Here is a 14,340-nt window from a genome sequence, read left to right on the forward strand (position 1 = left end):
GGATCCGGGGACCCGTGGGACCGGAGTGAGGAGATCTACGCGCCGTCCCGCGCCGCCTCGGCGCCGCCGCTCACCACCCCCGCGTGCCGCCCTTCAGCGTCGCCGCTCGCCGTCCCCGCGTTCCGCTTCGGCGAGCCGCAGCCCGGCCTCGATCACCGCGTTCATCACCGGTGCGAGCCATTCCTCGCCCAGCCGGGGCGCGCGGCGTGCCATGGCGGCGACCAGCCGGCGCTCACGCTCCATGTCCCGCCCCTGGAAGCCGCCGACCGGCTTCAGACGTTGAATGGTCCCGGCGAGGGCCACCCTGCGTTCGAGGAGCGTCGCGAGCGCCGCGTCGACCCGGTCGATCGCCGCCCTCGCGTCGGCCAGGGTCGCGGGCTCCTCCGGCCGGACGAGCGGCGCCAGCACCGTGGCGGCCTCGTGCGCCGCCGCCACCACGGCGGGCGCGGCCGCCGGGACGAGCAGCAGGCCGTCGGCCCCGGCCGCGACCGCCGCCGCGGCGAGCACGCCGTCGCCCCCTGCTCCGATCGAGGCGCTTTCTCCTCCGATCGAGGCGCTCTCTCCGATCAGGGCGATGACGGGACGGCCAGAGCGCTCCCGCGCCGCCCGCATCAGCGCGAGGTCGAGGGGCACTCCCTCCAGAGGCGTACGGCTGCCGCTCTCACAGAGCACCACCAGGTCGTTGCCCTCGGCGACGCAGTAGTCCGCGATGGCCAGCCACTCCTCCAGCGTGGCGCCCCGGCCGCGCTGGACGACCACCGGCAGGCCGAGCCGTGCCACCGCCCGGACCAGGGCGAAGTCCTGCATCCACGCCGCGCCGACCACCACGCCGTCGGCGTGCCGCGCGATCGAGTCCAGGTCCGCCGCAGAGAACGGCTCCACCAGCAGCGGCCCGGCCCAATCCGCCCGCGCCCGGCAGATCACCTCGTCGGCCGGGGTGCCGCCATGGTGATCGCGCAGGCTCAGCCAGCGGGCGTCGTGGCCGCCGATCACCGCGACGGGCATACCGTCCCCGATGGCCAGATCCCCCACCCGCACGACCCGGCTCCGTACGGCACGGCGGTCGAGTTGGGCTGCGTTCGACATGTGGCCTCCTTCGTCAGGCCGGCCCCGCGAGCCGGCTGAGCTAGGTCGTTTCCCTAAACGAAAAAGGCAGAGACGCACGTCCCTGCCTTCAGCCGGCTCCGGATGGTCGCTAACTCACGATCGCACGACCGGCCCTCCCGGAGCCGGCTGCGTAAACGTGAAGCACTGAGCCATGTCTTCGACCTTAGCACCACGTACCGATCCCCAATCGATCTGTCTCATATGCCGGAATAAGGGGATCGGGTGGCCATTCGCCCGAGTTGATCCCTTTGCCATCCGTGGGACGATTCTTGCGTCCGGGAGGGGAATAGATGTCGCAAGCGGAAGGCCGGCTCGTGGGTGGCCGGTACCACCTGGTGGAGCAGATCGGCCGGGGTGGCATGGGGGTGGTGTGGCGGGCCCATGACCAGCTGCTGGACCGCGAGGTCGCGGTCAAGGAGGTCCGCTTCGACAGCGCCATGGGCGACGAGCTGAGCGACCTCAACCGCCGGACGATGCGCGAGGCCCGCGCGGCCGGCCGGCTCACCCATCCCAACGTGGTCGTCGTCCACGACGTGATCGAGGAGGACGACCGGCCCTGGATCGTCATGCAGCTCGTGCCGTCCCGCTCGCTCGGGCAGGTGATCAGGGAGGACGGCCCGCTCACCCCCGAGCGCACGGCGGAGATCGGCCTGCAGGTCCTCGACGCGCTGCGTGCGGCCCACCGGCAGGGCGTGCTGCACCGCGACGTCAAACCGGAGAACGTGCTGCTGGCCGAGGACGGCCGGGTCGTGCTGACCGACTTCGGCATCGCCCGCATCGAGGCGGACTCCACGATGACCCGCACCGGACTCGTCGGCACCCCGGCCTTCATCCCGCCGGAGCGGCTGCGCGGCTCGCCCGCCCAGCGCGAGTCCGACCTGTGGTCCCTGGGCGCGACGCTCTACGCGGCGGTGGAGGGCAGGCCGCCGCATGACAAGGGCATGGCGATGGCGACCATGCACGCCGTGCTCAACGACGATCCCGCGCCGTCCAAGCGGGCCGGGCGGCTGGGCCCGGTGCTGACCGGGCTGCTCGCCAAGGAACCCGAGGACCGGCCGGGATACGACGAGATCACCCGCCTGCTGCGGCAGGCCGCCCGCCCCGCCTCCCCCGCCGCGCCTCCGGGTGAGGCCGCACGTGCCGGGGCCAGGCCGTACGGCTCGGCGGCGAAGCCTGCCCGGGCCGCCGAGGACGATCGCGGCGACGCCACCAGGAAGGCGCCGGGCCGGAGTCCGTCGCGCCCGGTCTCCGGCGCGGCGGCCGGGAGCTCCCCGGGCAAGGGCGCCGCCGCCAAGCCGGCCGAACCGCGGCCGACCGAAGCGCAGCAGCCCGAACCGCGGCCGGCCGAAGCGCATCGGGCCGAACCGCGGCCGGATCGGGGCGCGCTGGACGACGCGGAAGCGGCGGGCCCCGGCGAGATCACCTCGCCGCTCCCCGCGATCGGAGCCGACGGCCGGCCCGTGACCGATGCGGGTACGGACGAAGCCGGAGCGGCGGGCGCCGACGACGACGCGACCGGCGGCAAGGTCCCGGGCGGCGGGGCCTCCGCCGAGGCCTCCGGCGGAACTGCCGCGAAGACTCCCGGCAAGACTTCCGGCAAGGGTTCAGGCAAGGCGACGGCGCAGCGACCCGGCGAAGCAGCGGCCGGGGCGGACCGGGCCGACCGGCCCCGGAAACCCGAGCAGCTCCAGAAACCCGAGCAGTTCCAGAAACCCGGGAAGGCCCGCCGACCCGGTAAGACCGGCGACGACGCGCCGGCCGATGCGTCCTCCTCCGGCGCGAAGAAGGACCGTCCCGCCGCCGTGCTGCCCATCCCGGAGACCGGGGCGCAGGCCGCTCCACCCGTGGCGAAGGTCGTACCGAAACCGGCGTCCACCCCGTCGGCACCGGCTCACAACGACCCCGCGGAGGACCCGGTCCGGGACGACTCGACCGGCGCCGCGCGGGATCAGGCGCCCGCTGAACCGGCCCCCGCTGAGCCGGCCGCCGACCGGCTCGGGCCGCTCGGGCCGCTCGGGCAGCTCACGCCGGCCGCGGACCCGGACGGACTGGCGGTGCCCACGCAGCGAAGCGTGATGTGGCAGGGCGGCGTGGACGGTCGTCCGGCCGAGCGGCGGCGGATGCCCGTCGTGAAGGTGGCGCTCGTGCTGGTCCCGGTCCTGATGGTGATCGCGGGAGTCGCCGGCTACCTGGGGCTGCGCGAGGGCGAGCGCTCCTCCGGCCAGACGGAGGCCGCCGTGTCGTCCCACGCCGAGGCGCCGGCCAAGGGCAAGGAGTCGCCGGCGCCCGCCGCCTCAGAACTCGCCGTGCCGGGGGCCTCCCCCTCGGCGGAATCGACGTCGAGCCCCTCGCCGAGCCCGACGACCTCCCAGCCCGCCGACGTCCCGAAGGGGTGGTACCGCTACAAGGACAAGACCGGCTTCTCCGTGGCCCTTCCCAAGGGCTGGAAGGTGAGCAGCCGGCGCGACACCCGCGTGTGGTTCCGCGGCCCCGGCACCTCCGGATTCCTGCTGATCGACCAGACGAGCAGTCCGCGGAAGGACGCCGAGAAGGACTGGCGTGACTACGAGCCGAGCGCGAAGCACGGCTTCCCCGGGTACAAGCTGATCAAGATCAAGTCGATCGACTACTGGAAGTCGGCCGCGGACTGGGAATTCACCTGGGATACGAGCAGCGGCAAGGCGCACGTGCTCAATCGTGGTTTCGTCACCGACAAACACCACGGCTACGCCATCTACTGGCACACGCTGGACGACCGCTGGGAGAAGGACTACCACTACTTCGAGACCTTCACCGCCACCTTCGAACCGGCCAAATGACCCTCGCCCGCGGAACCGAGGGCCGATCGCCTGCCGCATCCGTCCAGCGTGCCCGGCCGTACGGGACCGCTTCGACGGCAAGTGATTTATACGGTTCGTGGACTGTTTTCGGGAATCCCCAAGCGTGTCACGATGGTGATCGGCATCGGTTGCCCGACAGAGAGGGGTCCGAACTATGCCACCTGCGATCGTCGGGCACGAGGGGCCTCTTGCCGGGCAGCGGTTTCCGCTAGGCGACAAATCGCTCACTTTCGGTCGCAGAGGCGACAACAGCGTGGTGATCACGAGTGAGCGGGCCTCACGTTTTCACGCCGAGGTGCTGCCCGAGTCCGAGCATTACGTGGTGCACGACAGGGGAAGCCGGAACGGCACGCTGGTCAACGGGAAACGTGTCACGTCGCACGTGCTCCGGCCCGGCGATGTGATCACGATCGGCGGGGAGACGTTCCGGTTCGAGGCGTTCGACGACTCAGAAACAATCATGGACGCCACCCTGCTCCAGACGTTCCGCAGAGCGGTTCCGAGCGTCGAGCCGGGGCAGGTCCTGCGCGTCACCATCTCGGGGGGCGGCCCCGTCGGCCTGAGCCTCGCCCTGCTGCTCGATCACCTCATGGGCGAGCGAGTGGCCATCACGATGTACGACGGCCGCTGGACCCTGGACGGGTCACGCGTCGTGTGGAAGAACGCGGCCCAGGGCAACAACCGGCGGCAGCAGGTCGTGACGATCCAGAGCCGCCAATATCTGAACCTCCCCGAGGCGGTGCAGGCGCGGCTGTTCACCCCCGAGGCCTACACGGAGATGTGGCCGACCGGCCCCGATTCGATACGCGGACGCAATCCGCGTAACATCCGCATCGCCTATATCGAGGACACGCTGCTCGAGATGGCGAACGAGAAACCCGGCCGCATCCGGCTGGTTCCCGAGCGATTCGACCCCGAGAAGCACCACGACACCGTGGTCCTGGACCATGTGCTCGCCATCTGTGAGGGCGGGCGATCCCGAACCCGTGAGCATTTCACCGACAAATTCGGCCAGGCCGACAAGTCCATCTACTCACTCGACGGCCGGCATGTGCAGGACGTCGTGCTGGGTCTGCGGGTGAAGTCCGACCTGTCGGATCCGATGACCGTCCTGCTCACCGTGGCACAGAATCGTTTTCTCCTGAACGCCCTGCGCGGCGAGGGTTTCCTCAACATGCGCCTCACCGACGAAGAGGCACGAGAGGTCATCGGCATCGACCCCGTCCGGCACGTGTTCGAGGAATGCGTCGCGTCCAATCCCTGCCTCATGGCGCGGAACGAAGACGGCGACTTCCACTGCTCGACCCACCGGACGCTGTTCCTGCCCGCCCTGGTCAGAGGCTCGGCGCTGTGGAAACGGGCGAAGGAAGGGCTGGTGTTCTTCGGCGTCGCCGAAGAGAACGTGAGCGCGGTCACCGCCTTCCGGCTGGACATGGTGCAGCGCCCGCGTTTCACCGCCCAGTTGTACTCCCCGACGCCGGCCACCCCTGGCACGTACGGATTCCTCCTCGGGGACGCGGCCAACGCGATCCACTTCTGGCCGGGCCGCGGGCTCAACAGCGGACTGGCGTCGTCCATCTCACTGGCGCAGACGCTCAACCGCAACTGGCGCGGCAGAGCGTTCCGCGACGCGGACTTCATCCGGCACGAGGCGGCGATGTCGATGCTGCAGTACCGGCACAAGAGCCGCGCCTGGAACGCGATGGTGACGACCGACGAGCACGGGGTCACGCGGGCGATCAAGGACAAGATCGCCCAGGGCATCGAGGAGAGCGGCCCGGGCCGGGACGCGGGCGGTAACACAGGCGGTAACACGGACAGGAACGCGGACAGGAACGCGGACATCGACGCGCTGATGGAGCGGCTGCGGCAGATCCGCGATCGCCTTTCAGCCCGGATCGCCGGGATGCCCGATGACGCGACCATCGCCGAGCACCTGCGAAGGCTCAAGAGCGAGACGCTGCGGACGCTGGTCGTGAGCGGAGCGTGGGAAACGCTGATCGTCGGGGGCGAGGAGGTCGACATCGACATCTTCGACCGGCCCGCTGACGCGCCGGAGAGACCTCTGGTCGCGAGGTACGCGGACACACCGGTCGGAAAGGCGGCCCCGGAGAAGTCAAGCGACCCGATATCACCAGGGTGAGCCGCACGGTTCACGGCCGAAGCCGTTCCATCCGGGCCACCAACGCCATGATCACCGGTGTGCGGCGAAGCCTGCGGCGTCGAATTGTGGGACGATGCAGGGGTTTCCGGAGGAGGGCCGTGTGCGGGACGGGCACCGTGTGGCAGGCAGATATCACCTGCTCGAACCCATCGGCCGAGGCGGCATGGGCGTCGTCTGGCGGGCCCACGACGAGCTGCTCGACCGGCCGGTGGCCGTCAAAGAGGTCCTCTATCACCCCATGAGCGAGGAGGACCGCAGGGAGTTCAACCTGCGGACCATCCGGGAGGCGCGTGCGGCGGGCCGCATCGATCATCCGAACGTCGTCGTGGTCCACGACGTCATCGAGGAGGACGGGCGGCCCTGGATCGTCATGCAGCTCGTCAAGGCCCGTTCCCTGGGAGAGGCGCTGCGCGAGCACGGGCCGCTGGTGCCCGAGCGGGTGGCGTCCATCGGCGCGCAGGTGCTGGACGCGCTGTGCACGGCCCACGCCGCCGGAGTGCTCCACCGCGACGTCAAGCCGGAGAACGTGCTGATCGGCGCGGACGGCCGGGTCGTGCTGACGGACTTCGGCATCGCCACGATGCCCGGAGAGACCGCGCTCACCATGACGGGGTCCCTCAGCGGCACCCCCGCGTTCCTGCCGCCGGAGCGGCTGAACGGGCTGCCCGCCACGCCCGAGTCGGATCTGTGGTCGCTCGGGGCGACGCTGTACGCCGCGGTCGAGGGCAGACCGCCCTTCGAGCGCAACACGCCCATCGCGACGATGGCGGCCGTCCTCAGCGACGAGCCGGAACCCCCGCGCCGCGCGGGCGTGCTCACGCCCGTCATCATGGGCCTGCTGCGCAAGAACCCCGCCGAGCGGATCGACGCGCTGGAGGCCGCCGAACTGCTCGCCGCCGCTTCGGCCGCAGACCACGCCGGCCCCCGTTCCCGTCCGGCCCCACCCGCTTCGGCCCCGTCCGCCTTCCATCCGACGGCGCCCCCGGCGCCTCCGATTCCCTACTCGACTCAGCCGCGGAGCCCGGCCGACGGCCGTCCCGGCGGGACGCGTTCCGGGAGGAACCGGGTGGTCGTGTTCGCTCTGCTTCCCGTCCTGCTCGCCGGCGCGGGAGCGGGCGGCTGGTACGGCTACCGCGCGCTGACCGACGTGTCCTCCGCCCCGGCCGGCGCGTCGTCGTCGCCGCCCGACCCGCTGCCCTCGACCCCGTTATCGACCCCGGAGCCGGCCGAGACGACCTCTCCCCCGCCTTCGGTGTCTCCTTCCCCGGCGCCGGCCCCGACGCCGAGCCCGGTGTCGAGCCCGAAGGCGACGGACGCGTCGCTGCCCCGGGGATGGTCGATGTACCACGACACGCGGCTGGGCTTCTCGGTAGCGCTGCCGCCCGGCTGGAAGCCGTACGACCGCCAGGCGGCCCGGGTGTGGTTCCGCCGCCCGGGCAGTACGGACTACCTGCTGATCGACCGCACGCAGTGGGAGGAGAAGGATCCGGTCGCCCAGATGACCCGGGTCGAGGCGACCTCGACCGGGCGGAACCTCCTGCCCGGCTACACGCGGATCCGGCTGGATCCGCTGCGCTATCGCGGAGTCGAGGCGGCCGACTGGGAGTTCACCTTCGAACCAGGTCAGGGGAAGGTCCGGGTGCTCGACCGGGGGTTCCGGTTCGACGACGGGCGCTGCTTCACCATCTACTGGCAGGTCGCGGACGCCCGCTGGACGACCGGACTGGCCTACTGGCGGATGTTCACCGCCTCGTTCCGTCCCCGATAGCGATCTCCCGGGGATCGTCGCGCGGAGTTAGCCGGCGGAGGCTCTGGGTAGCGCGAGATCCATGGCTGATGCGCAGACGACCTCACAACGAGTCGTGGCGGGGCGCTACCGCCTGATCGAGCCGCTCGGGCGCGGCGGCATGGGAGTCGTGTGGCGTGCGGTCGACCAGGTGCTGGAACGAGACGTCGCCGTCAAGGAACTCCGGGGCGCGGCCGGGCTGACCGGGCCGGACCGGGAGACCTTCATCGTACGGACGTTCCGGGAGGCGAGGGCCGCCGGACGGCTGAGCCATCCGAGCGTCGCGGCGGTGTACGACGTGTTCGAGGAGGGCGGCCACCCCTGGATCGTGCTGCAGCTGGTGCGTTCGCGCACCCTGGGGTCGATCATCCGGGAGGAGGGCGCGCTGCCGCCCCGGCGGGTCGCCGAGATCGGCGCACAGGTCCTGGCCGCCCTCCGCGCCGCGCATGCCGCCGGCGTCCTGCATCGCGACGTCAAGCCCGACAACGTGCTCATCACCGACGAGGGCCGTGCCGTACTCACCGATTTCGGCATCGCCGCCATGGACGACGACGCTCCGCTCACGCACACCGACATGCTGGTGGGCACGCCCGCCTTCATCGCCCCGGAGCGGGCGGCGGGCGCGCGGGCCGACCGGGCGTCTGACCTGTGGTCTCTCGGCGTGACGATGTTCCTGGCCGCGGAGGGGCGGTCGCCGTTCCACCGCGGGCACGCGCTCGCGACGCTGGCCGCCGTCATGTACGAGCCGCCCGGCCCGATGCACCGCGCCGGACCCCTGGCACCGGTGATCAACGGCCTGCTCGCCAAGGACCCGGCCTATCGGATGACGGCGGAGGAGGCGGCGCGGCACCTGCACGGCGTGGCCACCGGACGCTCGACCGGCGGCGGGGCGCCGACCGGTCCCCTCGTGCCGGCGCAACGGCCGCGTCCCCGGGGCGCCCCGCGCCCGGGCGCCGCCGCCGAGGCCACAGAGCCCACCCCGGTCCCCTCGACGCCCGGATACGGCTCCCGGCCGTACGGCCGGTTCGACGAGCCACCGCCACCGCCGCCGGCGCTGTCCCGGACCGGAGGGACACCGTGGCACGCCGCGGTCGGCGCGACGGCCCTGATCGCGCTCGTCGGTCTGACCGTGGGCGGACTGGCCTTCGTGACCGCGAGAACCGACGCGGCGCAGGTGCCCGGGTCCTCGATCAGCACGCCCACCGTGACGGTCTACGCCACCAGGACGGCCTCGCCCCCGGCGGCCGAGCCCGCCGCCGGGCCGCGTGGGCGGCCGGAGGCGCGAACGGTGGCCGACCAGCGTGCTCGCCCGGCACCCGGCCCGGCGACCGGTTCCCGGGCAGGGGCCAAGACGGGGTCCGAGACGAGATCGGAGACGGGGTCCGATCGGCGGCGCGACGCGGAACGGTCCCGCAAGCCCTCACGGAAGCCGACACACCGCGGAAAGCCGACACACGCCGACAGGTCCGAGGGGCGCGGCTCCGGCGGGAGCACACCGTCGCCGAGCGGCGACGACGGCCCGAAGAGCGGCAAGGTCGAGCCCTCCGAGGGCGACGGCGCCGGAAACGGCGACACGGGCGGCCCCGGCGGGCGCGGCGACGGCGACGGCGACGGCGAGTCGATCAGCTCTCGGCGCTGACGATCTCCAGCGCGTGGGCCAGGTCGGCCGGATATTCGCTGGTGAACGACATCCACTTCCCCGTCGACGGGTGCTCGAACGCGAGCGACACCGCGTGCAGCCACTGCCTGGCCACGCCCAGGCGGGCGGCCAGGGTGGGATCGGCTCCGTACAGGAAGTCGCCGACACAGGGGTGCCGGAGCGCGGACAGGTGGACCCGGATCTGATGGGTCCGGCCGGTCTCCAGCTTGATGTCGAGCAGGGACGCCGCCCGGAACGCCTCGATCGTGTCGTAGTGGGTCACCGAGTCCTTGCCGCCCGCGACGACGGCGAACCGCCCGTCACCGGACGGATGCCGGTCGATCGGCGCGTCGACGGTGCCACGCAGCGGGTCCATGTGGCCCTGTACGAGCGCGTGGTAACGCTTGTCGACCGTACGCTCCTTGAACGCCCGCTTGAGCCTTGAGTAGGCGTACTCGCTCTTGGCGACGACCATCGCGCCCGTGGTGTTCGCGTCGAGGCGGTGGACGATGCCCTGCCGTTCGGCCGCCCCGCTCGTGGCCACCCGGTGCCCGGCGGCGAGCAGGCCGCCGAGCACGGTGGGGCCGGTCCAGCCGACGGTCGGGTGCGCGGCCACGCCGATGGGCTTGCTCACCACGACGATGTCGTCGTCCTCATGGATGATCGTCATGCCCGGCACCGGCTCCGCCACGGGCATCGGGGCGTCGGGCGGCGGCGGGATCGTCACGTCGAGCCACGCTCCCGCGTGCACCCGGTCGGACTTGGTCGGTACGGATCCGTCGAGCAGCACCTCGCCCGCGGCGATCAGCTCCGCGGCCCGGGTCCGGGAGAAGCCGAAAAGGCGGGCCAGGGCGGCGTCGAGGCGCTCGCCCTCCAGGCCGTCCGGCACGGGCAGGTTTCGCCGGTCACCCATCGGCTCTCTCTTCCTCCTGCTGGTCCTGCCGCGTGCCGTCGATCTGGAAACCCCGCCAGGCGAGGAACACAGCCAGGATGCCCCCGCACACGATCGCGGAGTCCGCGACGTTGAACACCGGGAACCGGGTCGCGGGGAACACCTGGACGAAGTCGACGACGTGACCCTGGAGCGGGGCGGGCGCGCGGAAGATCCGGTCCGTCAAGTTGCCCATGGCCCCGCCGAGCAGCAGGCCGAGCGTGATCGCCCAGGGCAGGCTGCGCAGCCGCCGTGCCGTACGGATGATCGCGATGACGACGCCCGTGGCGATCAGGGAGAACACGACGGTCAGCCCGGTGCCCATGCTGAACGCCGCGCCGGGATTGCGGATCACGTTCAGCACCAAGGCACCCGGGATGAGGACGACGGGTTCCCTGTCCTCGAGGAACTCCACCACCAGGAACTTGGTCACCAGGTCGAGTGCGTAGATCACCGCCGCCAGCGTGGCGAGGAGGGCGATCCTCCGGCCACGAGGGGGGCGGGTCGGCGACCCCTCACTCAGCGGCGTTCCTCCCGCTGCTTGCACGCTACGCACAGCGTCGCCCTCGGGAACGCCAGAAGGCGCTCCTTGCCGATCGGCTTGTGGCACGATTCACACTCTCCGTAGGTCCCTGCGTCGACGCGGGCGATCGCCCGCTCATTCTGCGCGAGCAACTCTCGCGCATTCAGGGTAAGGGCGATCTCACGCTCGCGCTCATATGTCTTCGCCCCGGCATCGGCGGGATCGTCCCCGGCGCCCTGGCTGACGTCTCCCGAGGCCAGCTGCGCCTCCGCGCGGGCGATGTCCGCGTTGAGCTCATCGACCTCGTGCAGTAGCCGCTCCCGGACCTCGGCGAGCTCGTCCTCGGACCAGATGTCTTCGATGGCGGCGGTTCTCGCCGTGCGCGTGGCCATTGCGGGCCCCCTTCTATCAAGGAGCGGTGATCGAGCACATGGGCAGGTCCAGGCGGGCCGGGGGCGACCGGCGGCGCATCGCTCCGGTTCCTCCCCGTCACCTGGACTTCCACGAAGACGCGCGGCGCCCGCAGGCGCCTACCCCCACAACAATCGCGGCATCTCCGTATGTTCCTCCCACGTATTCCCAGGCGTGCCCTCTCTTACCCACCCGCGTTACCCGCTGCGCGAGGAGTCACTCAGGACGGCGGGTACGCTACGATGGCGCCACAGACGTTCGTACGGGGCTATAGCTCAGACGGTTAGAGCGCTTCCCTGATAAGGAAGAGGTCCCTGGTTCGAGTCCAGGTAGCCCCACCATAAAACCCCAGCTCAGAGGCCGGTTCCCAAGATCATGGACCTGGCCTCTTGATCGTTTGACCGTCATTTGACCGTCGCGCTCACCGTCACCAGCGGGCACCAACGAGTTCAAGTAAGTTTTCACGGGCACCTTGATCGCGATGTCCGTCTGGAGCTGTATGGCCATGGTGTTCAAGCGAGCACCTACCAACGCGGCAGTACCGTCCGTCGACGGCACCAACCTCACCGACGAATTCAAGGCTGTCGGCGAGGTGTCGGAACCGAGTGAAGGGCCCTGCTGCGGAACCTGTAGGAGTGAGACGCGGCCTCACGCCGATCGGTCCTCCCGGTGTACCACTCAGGCAGCAGCCCGGCGGGGGTCGGCGTCAGCGAGCCGGTCGGCGGCACCTTCCAGTGGCTGGGGCGGCTCAGGTTTACCACGCCGATGGAGAACGTCGCGTTGCTGAAGCCGCTACATGGGGCCATACCGCCAGATCATGGCCGTGTTAGACCATCCGGTCCACGCCGACGTGGTCGCCCTAGCCCGTGCCTGCCCTGCATCCCCGGTCAGGTCCGATGGGCCGGCACCGAAGTTCTTGGCGATCTCGGGGATCGTCTCCTCGCACTGCGGTAGGGCTATGGAACCGGACATGCTGAAGGTCACCATCAACTTGATGGTGACCTTCAGCCCGGATGCCCTAGCGGGTGGGTACCGGGGCACAACCGGTAGAAGAACCCGAACCCGTCACCATGCCTCGTGAAGCCTCTTCTCCAAAGGACGACTCGATGCTATGGCTCCCATGTCCGGGCCAGGTAACCCGTAACTCCTGCTCGAGGTCGGCCGTCTTCCCGGGGAGCACCCCCGGGGCAACTAGTGTCCGCGGTGCCGGAGCTACGACTACTTTACCCTGCCTTGAACCGCCTGCAACCCCCGCTTCATGTGTATTGGACGGATAACCCCCTACGTTTGTACCGTTCAGGCTACCCTTAGACCAAGCTTGACTCCTACGCTTGCACCGGCTTTACCAGCACTTTCTCAGCCGCTACTATGTAACTAGTAAATACTTCTCCATACTAGGAATGACTGATGACTACGGAGACTGCTCCGGCGCAAGCGACGCGACCTTCTCGCAGGGGCAGTGAACCGCTCTCGGAGATGCCCTCGGCGACCGCGCTCGACCAAGCCGAGAAGGCCTCCCGTCGCGCCCGCCGCCGCGCCCAACTGCGCCTGTCATTCATCGCCCGCCCCGACGCCGAGACCAGCAGCAGCGAAGCACCGCCGCTCGCCCGGATGCTGCGCGGCGGCCGCGGCGGCCAGGTCCGGCTCAAGCTGTTCCTCAGTTACCTGTGGATGCAGACCAGCGACCAGGCCACCCCGCTCGCCCATCCCGCACAGGCATGGGCCCAGCTCCTTGACCTCCCCCAAGCGGCCACTACCGGGGCCCGCCGCATCAACGAGGCGCAGGCATGGCTGGAGAGGCACGGCTTCATCACCGTCAAGGCCCACCCGGGACACGCCAACGCCGTCACCGTCTTGAACGAAACCGGCGACGGCAGCCCCTACGTCGCCCCCGGCGCCGCAGCCAAAGCACACCGCAACACCCCCGAAGGCCTCCGGCACCTCTACGTCCAGCTCCCCGCAACCCTGTGGACCAACGGCTACATCCAGCTCATGACCGGAGCCGGCCTGGCCATGTACCTGATCCTGCTCGACCAGTACTGGCCCACCGAACTCACCGAACCACTCCACCACGTCTGGATCAGCCCCAAAGCCTTCGCGGAGCGCTACGACCTCAGCACTGACACCCGCACCAAGGGCATCAACGACCTGCGCGACCTCGGCCTACTGACCTTCAGCCGCAAGCCCATCAATCCCGACGACTTCGACATCGAACGCTTGCGCAACGTCTACACCCTGCACCCCGGCCAGCTCGACAAACCAGCCCACCGCCGCCCCCAGCACACCAAAACCATCCCTACGCGCGAGCTCAAGCCCGACCCCCTCACCGCCAGCACTCCCGAAGAGTTGGTCGACCAGATGCGGCGCTACCGGATCTGGGCAGGGGACCCGTCGTACCGAGAGTTGGTCCGCCGTTCCGGCGGGACGCTCTCGCTCACCCGCTTACATCGAACTTTCACGCAGAGCATCTTGCCGAGATCCGAAGTCCTCCAGGCGTTCATCCGAGCATGCGGGGGCAGCGGGGACGATGTAGAGCGTTGGGCCACGGCCTGGCGTCAACTGCGCATACAACAAGTCCGTGACTAGACGATCAAATCCGAATACGGTCAGTAATCATAGGCGGTCAGTGAACGGCTGACCGCCTGCCCGGTCTGGAAGTTATGCCAGATCGCCACGGCCAGCGCTAAAACGCGCTGGGCGACGCAGACCGCCACTCCCTCCCGGGTGCGGCCGCCGTGTTGCTCCAGGTCAAGCTGGCCTTTGGAGGTGTCGTTCACGGGCTCGATGAGCTGGTGCACCTTCTTCAGCAGGGGCTGTCCGGGGCGTGAGGCCCCGTTCTTGAGGGAGGGTCGCAGCAGCGTGATGCTCTGAGCGGATAGTGATCGCTCGAACTCCCTGGAGGTGAACCCCTTATCGGCGATCAGCAGCAGACCCGTGTC

The 14,340-nt window shown here is 70.2% G+C and carries 9 protein-coding genes, 1 tRNA gene and 1 pseudogene; 6 read left to right on the plus strand and 5 right to left on the minus strand.

Going from position 1 to position 14,340, the window contains the following annotated elements; genetic code table 11:
• Positions 1 to 93: 93 nt before the first annotated feature.
• Entirely contained in the window at positions 94 to 1,086 is a 993-nt protein-coding gene (locus tag AP234_RS39735) for a chorismate mutase (RefSeq protein WP_431999128.1), read from the minus strand.
• A gap of 311 nt (positions 1,087 to 1,397) precedes the next feature.
• On the opposite strand from AP234_RS39735, the gene AP234_RS32205 reads away from it, so the two are divergent.
• From AP234_RS32205 to AP234_RS36855, 4 genes are all read left to right on the plus strand, one after another.
• Entirely contained in the window at positions 1,398 to 3,926 is a 2,529-nt protein-coding gene (locus tag AP234_RS32205) for a serine/threonine-protein kinase (protein ID WP_083502622.1), read from the plus strand.
• 175 nt (positions 3,927 to 4,101) lie between these two features.
• Positions 4,102 to 6,090, plus strand: a complete 1,989-nt coding sequence (locus tag AP234_RS35595) for an FHA domain-containing protein (RefSeq protein ID WP_083502623.1) — start codon at positions 4,102 to 4,104, stop codon at positions 6,088 to 6,090.
• A 121-nt stretch (positions 6,091 to 6,211) separates the two neighbouring features.
• A complete protein-coding gene (locus AP234_RS38250) occupies positions 6,212 to 7,879 on the plus strand; it encodes a serine/threonine-protein kinase (RefSeq protein ID WP_055483536.1) in 1,668 nt (555 codons plus the stop codon).
• A 61-nt stretch (positions 7,880 to 7,940) separates the two neighbouring features.
• Complete coding sequence (locus tag AP234_RS36855; protein ID WP_152990739.1) at positions 7,941 to 9,536, plus strand: serine/threonine-protein kinase; 1,596 nt, start codon at positions 7,941 to 7,943, stop codon at positions 9,534 to 9,536.
• Here the strand turns inward: AP234_RS36855 and AP234_RS32225 are convergent.
• From AP234_RS32225 to AP234_RS32235, 3 genes are read right to left on the minus strand one after another with little or no spacing between them, the layout of a single operon-like run.
• A complete protein-coding gene (locus AP234_RS32225; protein ID WP_055483538.1) occupies positions 9,520 to 10,449 on the minus strand; it encodes an RluA family pseudouridine synthase in 930 nt (309 codons plus the stop codon). The two genes, AP234_RS36855 and AP234_RS32225, sit on opposite strands and share 17 nt — an antisense overlap.
• Complete coding sequence (lspA, locus tag AP234_RS32230) at positions 10,442 to 11,023, minus strand: signal peptidase II (protein WP_083502624.1); 582 nt, start codon at positions 11,021 to 11,023, stop codon at positions 10,442 to 10,444. Before lspA ends, AP234_RS32225 begins: the two co-directional genes overlap by 8 nt.
• The gene (locus AP234_RS32235) at positions 10,987 to 11,382 is read right to left on the minus strand and encodes a TraR/DksA C4-type zinc finger protein (protein ID WP_055483539.1); all 396 of its coding nucleotides are present in this window, start codon (positions 11,380 to 11,382) and stop codon (positions 10,987 to 10,989) included. Before AP234_RS32235 ends, lspA begins: the two co-directional genes overlap by 37 nt.
• Positions 11,383 to 11,665: 283 nt before the next feature.
• Between AP234_RS32235 and AP234_RS32240 the strand changes: the two genes are divergently transcribed.
• Together AP234_RS32240 and AP234_RS35605 are read left to right on the plus strand one after the other, a co-directional pair.
• Positions 11,666 to 11,742: transfer RNA gene (locus tag AP234_RS32240), tRNA-Ile, on the plus strand.
• Between the two features lie 1,135 nt (positions 11,743 to 12,877).
• Positions 12,878 to 13,987 carry a helix-turn-helix domain-containing protein gene (locus AP234_RS35605; protein ID WP_055483541.1) on the plus strand — a complete coding sequence of 370 codons (1,110 nt, stop codon included), beginning with the start codon at positions 12,878 to 12,880 and terminating at the stop codon, positions 13,985 to 13,987.
• 20 nt (positions 13,988 to 14,007) lie between these two features.
• Here AP234_RS35605 and AP234_RS37510 read toward each other — a convergent pair.
• A pseudogene (locus tag AP234_RS37510) lies at positions 14,008 to 14,340 on the minus strand (IS982 family transposase); the annotation flags it as partial.

Source organism: Sphaerimonospora mesophila, from assembly GCF_001417795.1.
Lineage (GTDB): Bacteria > Actinomycetota > Actinomycetes > Streptosporangiales > Streptosporangiaceae > Sphaerimonospora > Sphaerimonospora mesophila.

Excerpts from the sequence above, each read along its gene's own strand:
- AP234_RS35605 (WP_055483541.1), top strand. The coding sequence starts at position 12,878 with ATGCCCTCGGCGACCGCGCTCGACCAAGCCGAGAAGGCCTCCCGTCGC.
- AP234_RS32205 (WP_083502622.1), top strand. The coding sequence starts at position 1,398 with ATGTCGCAAGCGGAAGGCCGGCTCGTGGGTGGCCGGTACCACCTGGTG.
- AP234_RS36855 (WP_152990739.1), top strand. The coding sequence starts at position 7,941 with ATGGCTGATGCGCAGACGACCTCACAACGAGTCGTGGCGGGGCGCTAC.
- AP234_RS39735 (WP_431999128.1), bottom strand. The coding sequence starts at position 1,086 with ATGTCGAACGCAGCCCAACTCGACCGCCGTGCCGTACGGAGCCGGGTC.
- AP234_RS32235 (WP_055483539.1), bottom strand. The coding sequence starts at position 11,382 with ATGGCCACGCGCACGGCGAGAACCGCCGCCATCGAAGACATCTGGTCC.
- AP234_RS35595 (WP_083502623.1), top strand. The coding sequence starts at position 4,102 with ATGCCACCTGCGATCGTCGGGCACGAGGGGCCTCTTGCCGGGCAGCGG.
- AP234_RS32225 (WP_055483538.1), bottom strand. The coding sequence starts at position 10,449 with ATGGGTGACCGGCGAAACCTGCCCGTGCCGGACGGCCTGGAGGGCGAG.